The 16848-nt window shown below is 63.0% G+C and carries 15 protein-coding genes; 7 read left to right on the top strand and 8 right to left on the bottom strand.

The window, feature by feature from the left end; all coding sequences use genetic code 11:
- Positions 1 to 10: 10 nt before the first annotated feature.
- The gene (locus tag CAURIM_RS11730) at positions 11 to 1240 is read right to left on the bottom strand and encodes a cation:proton antiporter (protein ID WP_070711639.1); all 1230 of its coding nucleotides are present in this window, start codon (positions 1238 to 1240) and stop codon (positions 11 to 13) included.
- Between the two features lie 69 nt (positions 1241 to 1309).
- Positions 1310 to 4159: a (Fe-S)-binding protein gene (locus CAURIM_RS11725; RefSeq protein WP_201829011.1), complete on the bottom strand. Its 2850-nt coding sequence runs from the start codon at positions 4157 to 4159 to the stop codon at positions 1310 to 1312.
- On the opposite strand from CAURIM_RS11725, the gene CAURIM_RS11720 reads away from it, so the two are divergent.
- From CAURIM_RS11720 to CAURIM_RS11710, 3 genes are read left to right on the top strand one after another with little or no spacing between them, the layout of a single operon-like run.
- Positions 4158 to 4844 (top strand): DUF6230 family protein, encoded by a 687-nt coding sequence (locus CAURIM_RS11720; protein WP_236659373.1) that lies wholly within the window; start codon positions 4158 to 4160, stop codon positions 4842 to 4844. The two genes, CAURIM_RS11725 and CAURIM_RS11720, sit on opposite strands and share 2 nt — an antisense overlap.
- Positions 4834 to 5298, top strand: a complete 465-nt coding sequence (locus CAURIM_RS11715) for a DUF6114 domain-containing protein (protein WP_236659374.1) — start codon at positions 4834 to 4836, stop codon at positions 5296 to 5298. Before CAURIM_RS11720 ends, CAURIM_RS11715 begins: the two co-directional genes overlap by 11 nt.
- Complete coding sequence (locus CAURIM_RS11710; protein WP_201829012.1) at positions 5291 to 5875, top strand: hypothetical protein; 585 nt, start codon at positions 5291 to 5293, stop codon at positions 5873 to 5875. Before CAURIM_RS11715 ends, CAURIM_RS11710 begins: the two co-directional genes overlap by 8 nt.
- Here the strand turns inward: CAURIM_RS11710 and CAURIM_RS11705 are convergent.
- The 3 genes from CAURIM_RS11705 to CAURIM_RS11695 form a co-directional block, all read right to left on the bottom strand.
- Positions 5872 to 7821, bottom strand: a complete 1950-nt coding sequence (locus CAURIM_RS11705; protein ID WP_236659375.1) for an ABC transporter ATP-binding protein — start codon at positions 7819 to 7821, stop codon at positions 5872 to 5874. The genes CAURIM_RS11710 and CAURIM_RS11705 overlap by 4 nt on opposite strands.
- Complete coding sequence (locus CAURIM_RS11700; RefSeq protein ID WP_201829013.1) at positions 7822 to 9540, bottom strand: ABC transporter ATP-binding protein; 1719 nt, start codon at positions 9538 to 9540, stop codon at positions 7822 to 7824.
- A gap of 189 nt (positions 9541 to 9729) precedes the next feature.
- Positions 9730 to 10146: a methylenetetrahydrofolate--tRNA-(uracil-5-)-methyltransferase gene (locus CAURIM_RS11695; protein ID WP_070711632.1), complete on the bottom strand. Its 417-nt coding sequence runs from the start codon at positions 10144 to 10146 to the stop codon at positions 9730 to 9732.
- A gap of 162 nt (positions 10147 to 10308) precedes the next feature.
- Between CAURIM_RS11695 and CAURIM_RS11690 the strand changes: the two genes are divergently transcribed.
- The 3 genes from CAURIM_RS11690 to CAURIM_RS11680 are packed head-to-tail and all read left to right on the top strand — an operon-like array spanning position 10309 to position 13282.
- Entirely contained in the window at positions 10309 to 11091 is a 783-nt protein-coding gene (locus tag CAURIM_RS11690; RefSeq protein WP_201829014.1) for a phosphoadenylyl-sulfate reductase, read from the top strand.
- Positions 11091 to 11987 (top strand): sulfate adenylyltransferase subunit CysD, encoded by an 897-nt coding sequence (gene cysD / locus CAURIM_RS11685; RefSeq protein WP_070717669.1) that lies wholly within the window; start codon positions 11091 to 11093, stop codon positions 11985 to 11987. The genes CAURIM_RS11690 and cysD overlap by 1 nt, the downstream gene beginning before the upstream one ends.
- Positions 11987 to 13282: a sulfate adenylyltransferase subunit 1 gene (locus tag CAURIM_RS11680; protein WP_201829015.1), complete on the top strand. Its 1296-nt coding sequence runs from the start codon at positions 11987 to 11989 to the stop codon at positions 13280 to 13282. The genes cysD and CAURIM_RS11680 overlap by 1 nt, the downstream gene beginning before the upstream one ends.
- Positions 13283 to 13325: 43 nt before the next feature.
- Here the strand turns inward: CAURIM_RS11680 and CAURIM_RS11675 are convergent, their stop codons facing one another.
- Together CAURIM_RS11675 and CAURIM_RS11670 are read right to left on the bottom strand one after the other, a co-directional pair.
- On the bottom strand, positions 13326 to 13949 hold the full coding sequence (locus CAURIM_RS11675; protein ID WP_070448097.1) for a hypothetical protein: 624 nt from the start codon (positions 13947 to 13949) through the stop codon (positions 13326 to 13328).
- A gap of 35 nt (positions 13950 to 13984) precedes the next feature.
- Entirely contained in the window at positions 13985 to 14869 is an 885-nt protein-coding gene (locus CAURIM_RS11670; RefSeq protein ID WP_070448094.1) for a hypothetical protein, read from the bottom strand.
- Positions 14870 to 15222: 353 nt separating this feature from the next.
- Between CAURIM_RS11670 and CAURIM_RS11665 the strand changes: the two genes are divergently transcribed.
- Entirely contained in the window at positions 15223 to 16203 is a 981-nt protein-coding gene (locus CAURIM_RS11665; RefSeq protein ID WP_236659376.1) for a hypothetical protein, read from the top strand.
- Here the strand turns inward: CAURIM_RS11665 and CAURIM_RS11660 are convergent.
- The gene (locus CAURIM_RS11660; protein ID WP_070596979.1) at positions 16200 to 16817 is read right to left on the bottom strand and encodes an LppP/LprE family lipoprotein; all 618 of its coding nucleotides are present in this window, start codon (positions 16815 to 16817) and stop codon (positions 16200 to 16202) included. The two genes, CAURIM_RS11665 and CAURIM_RS11660, sit on opposite strands and share 4 nt — an antisense overlap.
- Positions 16818 to 16848 lie beyond the last annotated feature (31 nt).

The following is a 16848-nucleotide window of genomic DNA, read 5'->3' as shown; positions in this document are numbered from 1 at the left end:
TTTAACAGCCTTAATCCTCTGCCTTTGCGGGTTCCTTTTCGCGCACAAGGCCGGAGAGGAACGGGAAGATTGCAACGGTGAGCGCGCCGCCGGCGATGAAGATCGAGGCGATCTCAGAATCGACGATGCCCGAATCCACCGCTAGCGTCATCACCGCCACGATAATGGGCAGGCCGGTCGCCGCGTAGAGGGCAACCTGGATGCGTTCGCGGGTGGTTTCGACGTTGGAGCCGGTTTGGTGAAGGTTTTCGCGTAGGAACACCGGCAGGCCGCGGGTCACCAGGATGAGCAGCGGGATGCCGAGGACCTTGATGGGCTCGTCCATGATGACGTTCCAGTCAATCGCCATGCCGGAGACCACGAAGAAGACGGGAATGAGCATGGAATAAAAAACCACGTCGAGGCGGTTTTCCAAGCCTTTATGGAACTCATCGGGAATGATGCGGTTGAGGATGATGCCCGTTGCAAAGGCGCCCAGGACGATGTCGAGTTCGAATACCGCCGTCACTGCCATGAGGATGGCCAACATCAGGATGATGAGACGCATGATGGTTTGGTTGGTGGAGCCCGCCCCGGAGATGAAGGCGTCCTTGAACCACGGCATGAGGGTGGTAATGGCGAAGGGCATGACGGCCACGGTGACCGCGATTGCGATGAAGGCGAGAAGAATCAGCATCGTTGTCCACGTGGAGCGCGTTCCCAACAGGAGCGCCATTGCAGTAATTGGCGCGACCTCACCGATCGCGCCGTGGATGACCACGGAATCGCCCACTCGAGTGCCCAGGAGTTTGTCCTGTTTGAGCATCGGGGTGATGGTGCCCAGAGCAGTCGACGTCAAAGCGATGGCCATGACGATGGCGCTGGGGATGTCATCCATGAGGAAGTAGGCGCCGACGCCACACGCCACCACGCAGATGAGCCACGTGGATAGCCCTGTGGCGGCTTCCTTCGATTTCAGGGCGGCGAGGTCAATTTCGAAACCCGCAAGGAGGAACAGCGCGCCCACGCCGAGCTCCTTGAGCATGCCAATGCCGGGGTCTTCGTGCGCCAAGCCCAACATCGAAGGGCCGATGAGCATGCCGAAGAAAATAAGCAGCGCCACGGCCGGCATCTTCTTGCCTAGGGCATGGGATACCAACGGTGCTAGCAGCGCTACCGCCATGATCCATGCGAAGGACACCAGCGAGTCGGTGTAATTGCTTTCGCCCGAGGCGAGGACGTAGGTCACGTCAGTGTGCATGGAGTAGAGCGTACCTGTGGGGTATCAGGCACGCCTACCTTGCGCGGCGTTGATGTGGCCGACGTCGCACTAGTCCTTGCTTTCCGACGCCCCTTCCTCCGGAGCCTGCGGCGCAGCCGGAGCCTTCGGCGGGGTAATCGGCGCGGACGGAGCGGCGGGTGCTGCTGGCGCAGTCGGAGCTTTCGGCACCGAAGGAGTATCCGCGGGTGCTTGCGGTGCCGCGGGCGCCGCCGGAGCTGCGGGTGCTTGCGGTGTGTTTGGTGCCGCAGGAGCGCTGGGCGTAGGCGGTGCTGAAGGGGCGGCTGGTGCCTGAGGCGTCGTTGGCGTGCTCGTCGCCGCCGGAGCTACGGGTGCTTGCAGTGTGTTTGGTGTTGTCGTAGCTTTGGGCGCCGCCGGGGCAGTCGGTACAGCGGCCGCGTTTGGCGTCGATGGTGCACCGGGTGCCTGGGGTGCGGCAGGTGCTGCGGGGGCGTTCGCTGGTGCCTGGGGCGCGGCGGGTGTGTTCGCTGGTGCCTGCGGTACAGCGGTTGCGTTCGGTGCCGGAGTGTTTGCAGATGGAGCCCCGGGCGCGTTCGGTGCGGGCGGTGCTGTAGGTGCTTTGGTAGCACTTGGTGCCGTAGGAGCAGTTGGAGCTCCTGCCACCTGAGGCGTAGTTGGGGCCTGCGGGGCACTGGGAGCCGTTGGCGAAGCCGCGCTGGGTGCAGTCGGCGTTGATGGCGCCTGCGGTGCGCTCGGCGCGGCGGGTGCTTGCGGTGCGCTCGGCGTGCTGGGGGCAGATGGCGCTGCGGGCGTGCTCGGCGCTGCGGGTGCTTGCGGCGCGGTGGACGGGATGTTGGAAGCCTCCTCCGGGGCGGGCTTTTCTGGGACGGGTTCGCGGCGGGGCGTATCGAGGAAGGCCTTCTCGCGCGCGGCGGGAAGTTCGCCAGTGGGGGCAATGGCGTCGCGCAGCATGAGCGCCACATCGCTGACCTGAGTCTGCGGCGCGATGGACTTCACGCCACCCGTCAGCATGACATTGCAGAACGGGCAGCCCGTCGCAATCTGCTCCGCTCCGGTCGCCACGGCCTGCTCTGAGCGGAATTCATTAACTCGCTTGCCCTGGTTTTCTTCCATGAACATGCGCGCGCCACCGGCACCGCAGCAGAAGGCCGCATCGCGGTTATGGTCCATCTCCGCCAGCGTTGCACCAGTCGCCTCCACGAGCTCACGCGGCGGGTCGAAGACCTTGTTGTGGCGGCCCAGGAAGCACGGGTCGTGATACGTAACGGGTCGGCGATTCTCCGGGGAACGTGGCACGGGCACGAGCAGCTTCTCCCGCACCAAACGGTTGAGCAGCTGCGTGTGGTGCAGCACATCGAAATGGCCGTCGAAGTCCGGGTACTCGTTGCGAATCGTGTTGAAGCAGTGCGGGCACGTCGTGATGATTTTGCGCTGGCCTTTGGGGACGCCGGCGAAGGCGTCGTTAAGCGTGGCAACATTCTGCTCCGCCATCACCTGGAACAGGAACTCATTGCCAGCACGGCGCGCCGGGTCACCGGTACAGGTCTCGCCCGTGGCCAGCACACCGAACTTCACGCCCGCAGTGTGCAGCATGTCCACCACCGCGCGCGTCGTGGCGCGGCCCTTGTCGTCGTAAGCACCCGCGCAACCGACCCAGAACAGGTACTCCAGGTCCGAAAAGTCGGCGGCGTCCTCGCCGATGATCGGCACCTCGATGCCGTCGGCACGCGCCTCATCAATCCACGCGCGCCGCTCCGAAGCATTGCGCCCCCACGGGTTGCCCTTCGTCTCCATGTTCTTAAACAGCCCGGTCAGCTCCGACGGGAAGTCGGATTCCGCCAGCACCTTGAAGCGACGCAGGTCCGCCACGTGGTCGATGTGCTCGATATCCACCGGGCACTGGTCCACGCACGCACCGCAGTTGGTACAGGACCACAGGACGTCATCATCAATCGTGCCCGCCATCGCCAGCACGTTGAGCCCCTCGTGTGGGTTGTAGTTATCCAGCGCACTCTGGCGCAGGTCCATCATGAGCTTCTTCGGGCTCAGCGGTTTGTCGGTGTTCCATGCGGGGCACAGGTCCTGGCAGCGGCCGCATTCGGTGCAGGAGGAGGCGTCGAGAAGCATCTTCCAGCTCCCTGGCTCGAGGTCCTCCAAGTCCGGCGTGGGGAGAGCGCCCAGCGCCTTCTCGCCGTCGGCGTTGCGTTGGAAGAAGATGTTGAAGAACGCCATGAAGCGGTGCCACATCACGCCCCATTGGAAGTAGTGGGCGATGCACGCGATGAACACCAGGCCCGTCAGCAGCTTCACCAGGGCAAAGAATTGCACCATGCTTGGCGACGCCTGCATAACCCCCGCCACACGCATCGTCAAGAAATCAGCCCACGGGGAGCCACCGCCGTACGTGGCGATGGCGGCGGCCTTGACGGCGAGCATGCCGAGGCCTTCGAAGAAGACGATGGCCTCCACCAGGCGTGCGGGGAAGACTTGCGAGTTGTAGAAGCGGCTGCCGCGATCGGTGTGGCCGAGCTTTAGGCGCACGCCGATGAGGAAACAGATACCGAGCACGGTGCCGATGGCGAGGACCTCTTCGATGAAGTGGTACACCGGCCAGTCGCCGAGCCACGGCCAGCCTTTATCGGGCGCGAAGGTTTGGATATAGGCCTCGAACCACACGATGGCGCCGAAGAGGAAGCCCACCATGACGAGCCAGTGCGCGGCGTTGACCAGCGGCCGGCCTTTGAAGTGGGTATGGCCGAAGACTTCGATGAGCACGCGGCCGAGGCGCGCCATGGGGCGGTCGGTACGGTTCAGCTGTGTGGGCCCGCCGGAGCGGATGAACCGAAACAGCACCGTGAGGCGGTAGAAAAAGTACAGCCACACCGGGACCGATGCGGCGATGGCAATCCAGCCGAACATGAGCGCTCCTTTGATTGCTGCTGTGCGTGCCTCCTACCTTAAATCCTCGCCGTCTAAATCAGTGAGTCAGGATTCAGCTATCATCTTGAGGGCTAAGAATTCAGGAGGCGTTGTGGGCAGAATCAATGTTCCGAAGGCCGCAGTGGGCCTCGTTGCGGGCTTCGCAGCATTCGGAGTGGCCGGAGTTGCGGTTGCGCAGGGCGGTCTGACGGCGAATTTGGCGCTCTCGGGTACGTTCTTCAACGTCAACATTCGTCACTTGGAAGGCGATGGCTTTTCCTTGTTTGTGGATAGCGACAAGAAGGGCGAGGAGGATGTTCCCACCGCGCGGCTAAAGATGGAACACGCCGTGGCCTCGGATTTGTGTCTTTATGTCACCACTGACCTGCCTGCGGTGGGGGAGTCCACGCTCGCGCTCAAGGCGAAGGGCGATAACAGTGTGGAGGCCACTGGTCTCCTCGTTGGTGCGTCGAATATCGAGGGCTCGCTGGTCATGCAGGACGCGAACGTGGGCATCGACGCCAGTCAGCTGTCCCAGTCCGCCGACCCGGGAACGTGGGGCCTCTATGCCAAGCAGGTTTCGCTGACTGCCGACGACGTCCGTGCCACCTCCCTCGGCGCGAAGACCTTGTCAGCGAAGAACGTGGGCGTATCTGTGGAGCGGGGCCGCGGCAATGTCTGCTGATCACGCTAGGGATTCCGACGCAGCACTGCATGGAGCAGAAGCGCCGGATTCTCTCGATGTCGACCAGGCTGTAGCTCCCGCGGCAGCCACAGGTGGGGTGTGGGCGCGGTTTAAGGCGTGGCGTGGCCGGCGGCCGTTCTTTCCGGGGTTGCTGCTCATACTTTCGGGAATCGTCATCGCTATGCCCGCCTATTTCACGGTGCAGATTTCGGATCTGCTCGTCATGATCTCCACGGTGTCGGGTGTGTCCACGCTGCTCATCGGGGCGCTGTTGGTCATGTTTGGCCTCGGCGCGTGGTTCCGTCCCACCACGGCGACGTACCTGGGCGTGCTGGGCATCATCGTGGCGGTCATCGCTATTCCGACCTCCAACCTGGGAGGCTTCCTCATCGGCTCAGTGCTCGGGATCATCGGTGGCGCGCTGACCTTGGCCTGGGAGCCTAGCGATGGTTAAGCACCGGCTCCGCCCTTCGCGCTCACGGAAAGTAGTCATCGCTACCGTGGCGGCCCTCGCAGTGAGCGCGACGGGCGTGAGCGCGCAGGTCGCCCCGGCGCAGCCCTACTTTTCCACCGTGACGGCTGATGAGGTGACGCTGACGGGGAACGTGAAAGCCTCGCTGTGCACGATGCCCACCCGCGACGGGGAGGTGCGCGTCCTCGAGCTCACCGGGGACCGCCTCGTCGTGCGCGATTTGGCTATCACGCTGCCGGGCAACGCCGGCGATGGCCTGCTCACCACCGACGACGCCTTGACCGAAGTGGAGGGTTCAGTGCGTATCGTGGCGACCTCGCTGACCGTCACCCCCACCGTCGAAGGCGTGCGCACCGTGCCCGTCACGGCGGATCTCACCAGCGACGATATCAATGCCGTCCTCGATCAGCTCGGTATACCCCAGCCGAATCCTGTCCCAGACGCCGAGCTTCCCGACGCCCTCATGGATCACCTTTCCTTAAGCGACGTCACCCTTGAGCTGGCGAACCTCACGGGTGACACGTTCTCGGCCCCGATAATGTCCGTGACGGTCGACTAGCTCTCGTCCTCGCGGAACTGGGACTGGTGGAGGCGCCAGTAGGCGCCGTGGGCGTCGAGAAGCTCGGCGTGGGTGCCCTGTTCGACGATGCGGCCTTCTTCCATGACGATGATGAGGTCGGCGTCGCGAATCGTGGAGAGGCGGTGCGCGATGATGAAGGACGTGCGGTCCGCGCGCAGCGCATTCATGGCTTGCTGAACGAGCACCTCGGTGCGGGTATCCACGGATGAGGTGGCCTCATCGAGGATGAGCAGCGCCGGCTGCGCCAGGAAGGCGCGGGCGATGGTGATGAGCTGACGTTCGCCGGCGGAAATCGCGCCGCCATCCTGGTCAATCTTGGTGTCATAGCCGTCGGGGAGGGAGTGGACGAAGCGGTCCACGTAGGTGGCCTTCGCGGCGGCAATGACCTCCTCGTCGGTGGCGTCGAGGCGGCCGTAGCGGATGTTGTCCATGATGGTGCCCTCGAAAACCACGGCGTCCTGCAGCACCATGCCCACCTGGGAGCGCAGCTCGTGGCGGGACATCTGCGCGGTGTCGACGCCATCGAGGCGGATGGTGCCCGAATCGATGTCGTAGAAACGCATGATGAGGTTGACCAGCGTGGTCTTGCCAGCCCCCGTGGGGCCGACGATCGCCGCGGTCTGCCCCGGCTCCACGCGCAGGCTGAGGTCCTGGATCAGCGGCTTGTCGGGGTCATAAGCGAAGTCGACGTCTTCGAATGCCACGAGCCCCTTCGCACGCCCACCCAAGCGGGAGGTGGGCTCCTCGGCGGGCTCTTCTTCGGCGTCGAGGAACTCGAAGACGCGCTCCGCCGATGCCACGCCCGACTGCACCTGCTGCATCATGCCGCCGAGCTGGCCCAGCGGCTGGTTGAACTCGCGGGAATACTGGATGAAGGCCTGCGCGCCGCCCAACGTCAGCGAGCCGGAGGCCACCTTGAGCGCGCCCAGCACCGCGATGACCACGTACGACAGGTAGGAGATGAACTGCATGATCGGCATCATCATTCCGGCCAGGAACTGCGCCAGCGACGCGGAGCGGAACAGCTCCTCGTTGCGCTTATCAAACTCCTCCGTCATGGAATCGATGCGCCCGAAGACAGTCGCTAGGTCGTGGCCGGAGAAGGCTTCCTCGACCTGTCCGTTGAGGTCACCGGTGGCTTTCCACTGCGCCTTGAACTGCTTCTGCGCGCGCGAGCCAACCACCGCGATGACCACCGCAGTCAGCGGCAGCGCCAGCAGCGCCACGAGCGCTAGCTGCCAGGACACGGTGAACATCATGACCGTGATGCCCACGACCATGAGCAGGTTATAAAACAGCTGCGAAATGGCCTGCTGCAAGGCGGACTGGATGTTATCGGCGTCGTTGGTGGTGCGCGAGAGAAGGTCACCGCGGGATTGCGTGTCGAAGTAATTGAGCGGCAAGCGGTTGAGCTTGGCCTCGATGTTCTCGCGTAGGTCGAAAACCACCTTCATCACCAGAGAGTTGAGCAAAAAGCCCTGCCACCACTGGAAGAGAGAGGACACCACGTACATCGCAATCACGATGCCAATAATCGTGCCCAGCTTGGAAAAATCAATGCCGAAGCCGGGGTGCAAGTCCATTGCTGAGGCCATGTCGGCGAACTTTTCCTGCCCACCCGCGCGCAGCGCCGCGATCGCCTGGTCCTTGGTTACACCAGCGGGCAGCTGGCGGGAGATGACGCCGGAAAAAATAACGTCGGTGGCCATGCCCATGACCTTCGGCGCGGCCACGGCGAGGAACACGCAGATGATATTCATCGCCGCAATTGCCCAAAGCTGCGCCTTGAACGGCGCGAGGAGACCAAAGAGGCGCTTGGCGGAGGGCCAGAAGTTCTTGGCTTTGCGCGGGGCGTTCTCGCCGGTCTTCTCCTCGATCTCGGCAGTGGTGTCTTCACTCAACGTAGCGTTGTCCTGCTCAGTCATTTATGCCACCTCCGAGGTCTTCTGGGATTCCACAATTTCGCGGTACGTCTCGGAGGACTCGAGCAACTCCCCGTGCGTGCCGCGGGCGACGACGCGCCCGGCGTCCATGACCAGAATCTGGTCGGCATCCACGATCGAGCTCACGCGCTGCGCCACGATGATGGTTGTGGCTTCGGCGGTGTACTCGCGCATTCCGGAACGCACGGCGGCATCCGTGAGCACGTCCAGCGCGGAGAAGGAATCATCAAAGAGATACACCAACGGGCGGGCGACCAGCATGCGCGCGATGGACAAGCGCTGGCGCTGCCCACCGGAGACGTTGGTGCCGCCCTGGGAGATGTGCATGTCGAGGTCCTCAACAAAGTCCGCCTGGGCCACGCGCAGCGCGTTCCACAGCTCCTCATCGGTGGCCTCCGGCGCACCCAGGCGCAGGTTGGAGGCCACGGTGCCGCTGAACAGGTAAGGCTTCTGCGGCACGAGGCCCACACGCTTGACGACGTCCTTCCGAGCCATCTCGGCGATATCGGTGCCGTCGAGAAGCACGCGGCCCTTCGTCGGGAGATAGAGGCGCGGGATGAGGGAGAGCGCGGTGGTCTTGCCGGAACCGGTTGCGCCGATGAGCGCGGTGGTGGTGCCGGGGGTGGCGGTGAAGGAGACGTCGTGAAGCACGGGCGCTTCGGCGCCGGCGTATTGGAAGGACACGTTGTCGAATTCGACGACGCCCTCGGAGTGCTCCGGGGTACGGGGTTGAGCCGGCTCGGTGATGGAGGGTTCGTGTTCGAGGACATCGGTGATGCGGCGCGCGCAAATGATGGCGCGGGGGAGGATCATCGCCATGAAGGTGCCCATCATGACCGCGGCGAGGATCTGCAGCAGGTACTGCAGGAAAGCGGTCAGCGAGCCGACCTCCACGAGGCCTTCGTCCACGCGGTGGCCACCGAACCAGAGGACCGCGCCGGTGGCCACGTTGAGAATGACGGTGATGATGGGGAACATGAGGATGAACAGCTGGCCGACCTTGAGGGAGAGGTTGGTCAGGTCGCGGTTGGCGGTGCGGAAGCGCTCGGCTTCGTGCTCCTCGCGAGTGAAGGCGCGGACGACGCGGATGCCGGCGATTTGTTCGCGCAGGGTGCCGTTCATGACGTCGAGCTTGCCTTGCCAAGCGCGAAAGAGCGGCATGAGCCGGACGATGATGAGGGAGATGGCGGCCAGCAGCACGATGACGGACACCGCGACGAGCCAGGACATGCCGGCGTCTTCGCGGATGGCCATGATGATGCCGCCGATGGACATGATGGGGGCAGTGACCATGAAGTTGAGGATCATCATGTAGACCATCTGGATCTGCTGGACGTCGTTGGTGCCGCGGGTGATGAGGGTAGCGGTGCCGAAGTTGCTCATGTCTTCGGCGGAGTAGCGGGTGACGCGGCGGAAGATATCGGAGCGCAGGTCGCGGCCGAGGCCCATGGCGGTGCGGGAGCCGAACCAGATGGCGGCGATGGCGGCGATGACTTGGGCGAAGGCCACGATGAGCATGATGCCGCCGGTGTGCCAGATGTAGTCGATGTCTACTTGGGCCACGCCCCTGTCGATGATCTTCGCGTTGAGCGAAGGCAGGTAGAGCGTTGCCGCGGTGGATAGTGCCTGGAGGAGCAGTACCGCGATGACGTAGCCGGTATAGGGCTTGGAGCGGGATAAAAGGATGCGAGCGAGTTCCATGTGCCAGCGTTTCGTGCATGTTGGCGGCCGCGCGGTTGCTGCGCTGGGCCGCTGAAGGGCATTGACCGCAAAAGTCTATCCGTTATGGTTGCGCGGGCGCTAGCCCGCGCGTCTAGCGAGTGCGGTGGTGCGAGGACTGGCAGCAGGCTTCCCTTTTAACGCGCGGGCGCTAGTCCGCGCGCTCGCGCGCTAGAAGCACACCGGTGCGCGCTGGGCCTGTTCCGTGACGGTGGCCCAATCTTCTACGTCGGCGGTGGGGTGGCAGAGGCCCTCCCATGTCGTGATGGCCACGCCGCGGGCCATGAGTTCCAGTAAAACCAAGTGGCGGTCGCCGGAGGCGGAAAGCTGGTTGAGATCCGAATGGTTGATGTCCGCGTCCGGGCCATTACCCACGCGCACGTTGCCGATAAGCCGCAGGCGCGGCGTGGTCCCCTTCGGGCATGGCGCGGCGATAGATTCTGCGCCGGAGAGCCCAGCGAAGCGTCGCAGCAAACCGAAGGGCGCAGGGCGCTGGCAGTACAGGTCCACGCACAGCCCGGCCCCGATGAGTCGCTCGGCGGTGGAGAGCGCTGCGGGGCCGTCCCCGACGATGGCTACACGCTGCATAAGAACCCCTTCAGTTCGGTAAAAATAGACTGTCTAGTCTGTAAATCTAGTCCGCTCGGTTCAGTCTGGCTAATTTTTATTCTCCCTACTACCCAAGCTCACAGCCCTCGCGCCCCTTAGTGGGGCTGCACACAAGCACAGCTGCCTTTAATGTGAGGAGTCATGACCGAACCGATTAACCTGCTGGACCGCGGCGACTACCGCGACCCCAGCATTAGCCCCGAAGGCACCCGCGACACCGCGCCGCTCGAGCCTGCCGTGGCCCAGCGCAACCAGGAACTCGTCGACAAGTGGGCCGATAAGCTCCACGATGCCTCCGCCGAAACGATTACCGCGTGGGCCGCCGAACACGCGCCGGGCCGGCTCGCCGTCACGATGTCCATGGAAAACACCGTGTTAGCCGAGCTCGCGCACCGCGCCCACTTAGACGCCGACCTGCTCTTCATCGACACCGGCTGGCACTTTCCGGAGACGCTTCAGGTAGCGGGGGACGTCGCCAAGCGCTATGCGGACCTGCCGCTGGTGACCGTGCGCCCACTGTTGAGCCCTGAGGAACAGGACAAGATTTACGGCCCGCGCCTCTATGCACGCGACGTTGCGGCCTATAACCGCATGCGCAAGGTGGAGCCGCTAAACATGGCCATGGACCCCTACGTCGGGTGGGTCACCGGCCTGCGCCGCGCCGATTCCGAGCACCGCGCCACCGCTCCGGCGCTGAGCCTGGACCGCACGGGACGGCTGAAGATTTCCCCGATTATTACCTGGGACCTCGATGACACCGACGCCTACATCAAGGAACACGATCTCATCATTCACCCCCTCACCCTGCAGGGCTACCGTTCCATCGGCTGCGCGCCGTTGACCTTCCCGGTAGGCGAGGGCGAGGATGCACGCTCCGGGCGTATTTTCGCTGACGGCAAGACAGAATGCGGGTTACACGAATAATGACTCTTTCACCACACCTTAAAGATTTAGAGAACGAATCCCTCCACATCCTGCGCGAAGTCGCCGGGCAATTCGACAAGGTAGGCCTGCTCTTTTCCGGCGGCAAGGACTCCGTCGTCGTCTTCGAGCTCGCCCGCCGCGCCTTTGCGCCGGCCACAGTGCCCTTCGAGCTCATCCACGTGGATACCGGCCACAACTTCCCGGAGGTCATCGACTTCCGCGATCAGCTCGTCGAGGAAACCGGCGCGCGCCTGCACGTGGCGCTGGTCCAAGACTGGATCGACCGCGGCGACATCCAGGAGCGCCCCGACGGAACCCGCAACCCGCTGCAGTCCGTGCCGCTGGTGGAGACCATCGCGGAGCGCGGATACGACGCCGTGCTGGGTGGCGCGCGCCGCGACGAGGAACGCGCCCGCGCCAAAGAGCGCATCTTTTCCATCCGCGATTCCTTCGGCGGTTGGGATCCGCGCCGCCAGCGCCCGGAGCTCTGGGACCTGTACAACGGCGGCAAGATGGCCGGCGAAAACGTTCGCGTCTTCCCCATTTCTAACTGGACTGAGTCCGATATCTGGGAATACATCGGCGCGCGCAACCTGCAGCTTCCCTCCATCTATTACTCCCACCAGCGCGAGGTATTTAACCGCAACGGCATGTGGCTGACACCAGGTGAATGGGGCGGACCGCGCGAGGATGAACCGTTGGAGACCCGCACCGTGCGCTACCGCACCGTGGGGGATATGTCCTGCACCGGTGCCGTGGAATCCACCGCCGCCTCGCCGGATGAAGTGCTCGCGGAAATCTCCATTTCCACCCTGTCCGAGCGCGGAGCCACCCGCGCCGATGACAAATTGTCCGAGTCCGCCATGGAGGACCGCAAGAAGGAAGGCTACTTCTGATGACGACCACCACCCTTGCGCCGAATGTCGGCGCCCTCAAACAGCGCGATACTCTGCGTCTGTGCACCGCCGGCTCCGTCGATGACGGCAAGTCCACCTTCGTGGGCCGTCTGCTTTATGACACCAAGTCCGTGCTCGCGGACCAGGTGGAGTCCATGGAGCGTTCCTCCGCCGACCGCGGTTTTGACGGCATGGATCTCTCTTTGCTGGTGGACGGCCTGCGTGCCGAGCGCGAGCAGGGCATCACCATCGACGTGGCCTACCGCTACTTCGCCACCGATAAGCGCACCTTCATTCTCGCCGATACCCCAGGACATGTGCAGTACATGCGCAATACGGTGACCGGCATGTCCACGTCCCAGGTGGTGGTGCTGCTTGTCGACGCCCGCAATGGCGTCGTCGAACAAACCCGCCGCCACCTCAACGTCGCAGCACTCTTGGGCGTGCGCCACGTCATCCTGGGCGTGAACAAGATCGATCTGGTGGACTATGACGAAGCAACCTTCCGCGCGATTGAGACGGAGTTCAACGACATTGCGGCGCGCTTGGGCATTACGGACTCTGTTGCCATCCCGATTTCTGCGCTCAAGGGCGATAACGTGGTGGAGCGCTCCACCACCATGGATTGGTACGAGGGGCCGACGGTCCTTGAAACGCTAGAGACCGTCCCCGTGGCCACCGGCCGCGCCGATGACTTGGACTTCCGTTTCCCTATCCAGTACGTCATTCGCGAACACGCCTCTGACTACCGCGGATATGCCGGCCGCGTGAAGGCCGGGCACGTGGCGGTGGGGGATGAGGTAACGCTCCCGGGCGGGCGCACCTCGACCGTCACCGCGATTGACACCACCGATGGCTCGCTTGCTGAAGACGAGGCGGCGCGCGCCGGCGACTCCGTGGTTCTGCGGCTGGCCGATGACATCGATTTGGCTCGCGGCGACCTCATCGCCGGCACGCAGCGCCCGGAGGAGGTGCGCGAATTCGCCGCCACCGCGGTGGTCCTCACGGACAAGGAGCTGCGCGCGGGACAGATGGTGAAGCTGCGGTATGGTGCGGCGCTGGTCAAGGCCCGCGTGGCGTCGGTGGAGCGCATCCTCGACCTCGATGGCGTGGCCGATGTTGAGGCGCCGGAATCAGCAGCCCTCAATGACATTGCGTTCATCACCGTCCAAACCCAGGCGGAGCTTCCCGTGGAGGATTATGCCGCTCGCGGCGCGGTGGGCAATTTCTTGCTCATTGATCAGTCCAGCGGCAACACCCTTGCCGCCGGCTTTGTAGGCCAGCGCCTGCGCTAGTCCCCCCTTAACCCGCGGCTTTATGGCCGCGGGTTTCGGCGTTTTAGGCGGTCTTTTCGGCCTGCTTGCGGCCCAAGGTCTTGCGCAGGGACCAGATGAATTCCGCAATCATCAGGTAGACCGGGGTACCGCCGGCGACCATAAAGAAGAAGGCGCCGGCGGAGCTAGCCTCGTCGACGTAGTCATCAGCGCCGTACAGAAGCTCGATACTGCTGGCGTTGCCGACCTCCGCGAGGGCGCCGAGGCCGCGAATGGTGGAAATGATCCACATGAAGGCCAGCAGACCCCACACGATGCACCACTGAATCGACTGGGCACGCTGACGGGAGGGCTCCACGGGGAAGGAGAAATCAACGTTGAAGCTGGAGGAGCCGGAAGCCTGGGCGCTCGAAGGCTGCGGCATGAGCTGCACGCCCGAGCCGGAGTTGGCGATCTCACGGATGCGGGCGACGTCCACCTCGGGGCCGAAGGGATCCGCGAGTGCTCGGTCATACTGCTCGCGGCGGTCCTGGCGGGAGAAGATGCTGTGGGCGGTGGAGAGTTCGTCGTAAAGCGCGGCGTTGGACGGGTCCGTCGCGGAAAGGCGGCGTTCGATCTCCGAGGCCAAAGTCGCAGAATCAGCGGAAGGGTCAAGGTTGAGGGAGCTATAGAGGTTGTAGTGTGCCACGAGGCGAAAAATCCTTTCCAAACTAAGTTGTTGCCCTAGCAGGGGTCGCTGAAGTCTGCATCGTTATTGAGCGAACGGGCGTTGCCACCGTACCGCGCCTTGAGTTTACAGACCTCATCCACGCTGTGGCCGGCGTCGTAGTAAATGGCAAAGACCTCCTTACCATCGACTTCAGAGCGCAAGGAATTGCAGGCCAGTCCCGGCATCGACTTAGCACCAGGATGCTGGGCGAGTGCCTGGTCGACGTATGGTGTTCTGAGTTCGCCGTAGGGCACAAGCACACTGTCAACAATGAGGATGTAGCTTCCGTCACAGAGGTCGCCCAAGTAGCCTGGTTTTAGCTCTTTCTCTTGGTCAGCTGCGGCCAACTCTTCAGAGGAGCAGAGGGGAACGTCATCGACATATTGCTCTGGAAGGCCATCCTCAATCAATTCCTTTCGGTCATAGCAGTCCATGTGTGAGTCTGAAAATTCGCCGTCGGCCTCGTGCGGGATCCATGAGTTGCCTGCCCAGGAATGGAGGTAATACAGCGAGCTGTTTTCTTGGGCGAGGAGCAGCCAGTCATCGTCGCAGAAGACGGTCATTGGGTTATCAATCTTGTCCCGGAAAGCGTCAGCCATTTCGCCACATTTTTGTTCTCGGGTGTATTCGGGGTCGTCGACGAACGTGTAATTCTTTTTGGTGGTTTCAGTAGTTTCCTCCGAACTCGGTATCTGTTCGCTTGGGGCAGCTTCGGGTGAAGACGCCGCGGCCGAGTCGGAGGAAGGGGTCGAGTTGGTGTTTGCGGCTATAGCCCACGTGATGCCCGCAGTCAGCGCAATGATGCCGACAATTGCGGCGATGATGACAGCGATGCGCTTCGGGGCGGTCGCCGGTGAGGGCGAGGAAGGGGGAGCGCCCCAGCTGTTGTTGTCAGTCATGTGATGGACTCCTTTGCATCTGGAAGAGAGAAAGCCTTGAGAGGAAACTGCAAGGTTACATTGAGAAACTGTGTCATACTATATCCGTACGGCTGTCAGAAATAGCTGCAGAAAGCAGGTAAGACAGGGTAGGGGTAGGGATCAATTGTCATGCTTAATCCAAACGCGGTATATAAGTTGCTACTATTTGAAGTAATTCACTGTGGATGGACCTCACGTGAGGGGTCGTGGAGGTATCGATTAGTCTTTCGGCGCCCCGCAGGCAACCAATGCAGAACCGGCTGTGCCTGGCTTAGTCCCACGCGTGACTCAGTGCGATTCCCCTGAACGGGGGAGAAAGGATAGAAGACTTGGTGCTTGATCGCCCCCTCAATGCAGCGGAACTGTATGCCACGCACAACCGAGTGAGCGTCTCACCAGATGTGGTGAGGAGGTTAGGCACTGCGTTGGGTTATGAGGCCATCGAGGCGTTTGGTGAGAACACCACCAAACGGCTCGCCACTGTCTTCGACCTCGGGGACATCATTGATCTGCTGCTATTGGGTCAGCTTCCCGATCTAGAGGTAGCCCCGGCTATGGAACAACAAGTGGAGGCGGACGTAGCCCGGAAGTTGGTGCGCCGCATCAGCGCGGGTGACTACCTCACCCGGCAACAGGTGCATGACCTTCTCCCGCGCGAGACTGTGACGCTTTTTCGCATGGGGCATCCCCGGCTATGGGCTTTTGCAGTGCGCCAGCGCCTGCCGAGAAACGCCGAGAAAGCCATTCCAGAGTCCTTCCACCGCGACATCACAGGCCCCTACACCACTCCGGAGGAGGCCTGGTTGGGCATGTACGTGGCCGATGCCACGCACTTAGGAGAGCTGGACGCGCGAGTGGAGGGGGCAGGGCTTGACGAAGACAGGCAGCAGCGCCTCCGCCTAGGCATGAGCCTGGCTGATACCTACCGTCAAGTGTGGAGCTCCGCCCGCGGGCATTGGCGGGTCAGCCCCAACACCACCTACATCGTGCCCTCCCGCCTGGGCTATTGCCCCTTTGTCTTCCGCGTGGCTGAGGGCGGGTGGCGCTGCGATTCTTTCGACGGCGGGCAGGACAGGTACATGGCCACCGAGGGCTATTGGATCGACGCGGAGCGCGAGCGCCTTATCCACTTGGGAGCGCCGGATCCGAACGATAGTTGGCTACCCACGGTGAGCGTTGCCGCAGAGCCGCCCAGTGAGACCGACCTGCAAGTAGCCCGGGCGTTGTCCGGGAAGCTGATCGCCCTCGGGGCGGCGCAAAAGAACATTACGATCCGGCTGCGGCAGAAGAACCGGACGCTGAGTTTTGACTAGTAAGTGCTGGGAGGGACATCACCGCTCATGATCACCTTCTGCTGGCCTTCATCCCAGCGGAAGCCTGCGTGCGTCTCGCCGGTGCGCCCGGCGGTGGTTTCGCCCTCGCGCGCCCAGTGGTAGGTTACGGCGATCTCGGCGTCATTTACGCGTTCGATGGTGGGGAAGAAACCATAAGGCTCGGCGGTCGCGGTGCCGAGATATTCGCCCTTGTGGAACAGCATGATGTGGTGCGGTGAGGAGGCCGTAGCCCCCTCGATGGCAATGATTAGCCAGCTCAAATCCGCGCAAGGGTCGAACTCTGAGGAGGAAGGCCGCCCCCAACCGAAGCCATTCCACGGTGCGATGGTGCCAATGCCTGATTGATAGGCCTCTTCAGCGTCAATATCCTCGCAGGACTCTGGTTCTTCGGTCTTCGGGGCAGGTGCCTGGTTGCTCGTTGGCTCCGGGCTTGCGGCCTCTTCCGTGGGGCTTGCGGCAGCAACGCTCGTTGGGTTGTTGCGGACCGCGCTAAACATTGGGGTGTCCACCTCGCCCTGCTCGCCCTGAGAACAGGCGGCGAGGGGGAGGCACATGAGTGCAGCGCCCACGAAGGCAGAAGCAGACCGGAGCATGGGTGTTCCTTCCATAGAATGTGCGCCTCAT

Origin of the sequence: Corynebacterium aurimucosum (assembly GCF_030408555.1) — a bacterium.
GTDB lineage: Bacteria > Actinomycetota > Actinomycetes > Mycobacteriales > Mycobacteriaceae > Corynebacterium > Corynebacterium aurimucosum.
Note: the sequence above shows the minus strand (reverse complement) of the source record. Positions and strands in the feature narration are given on the sequence as shown.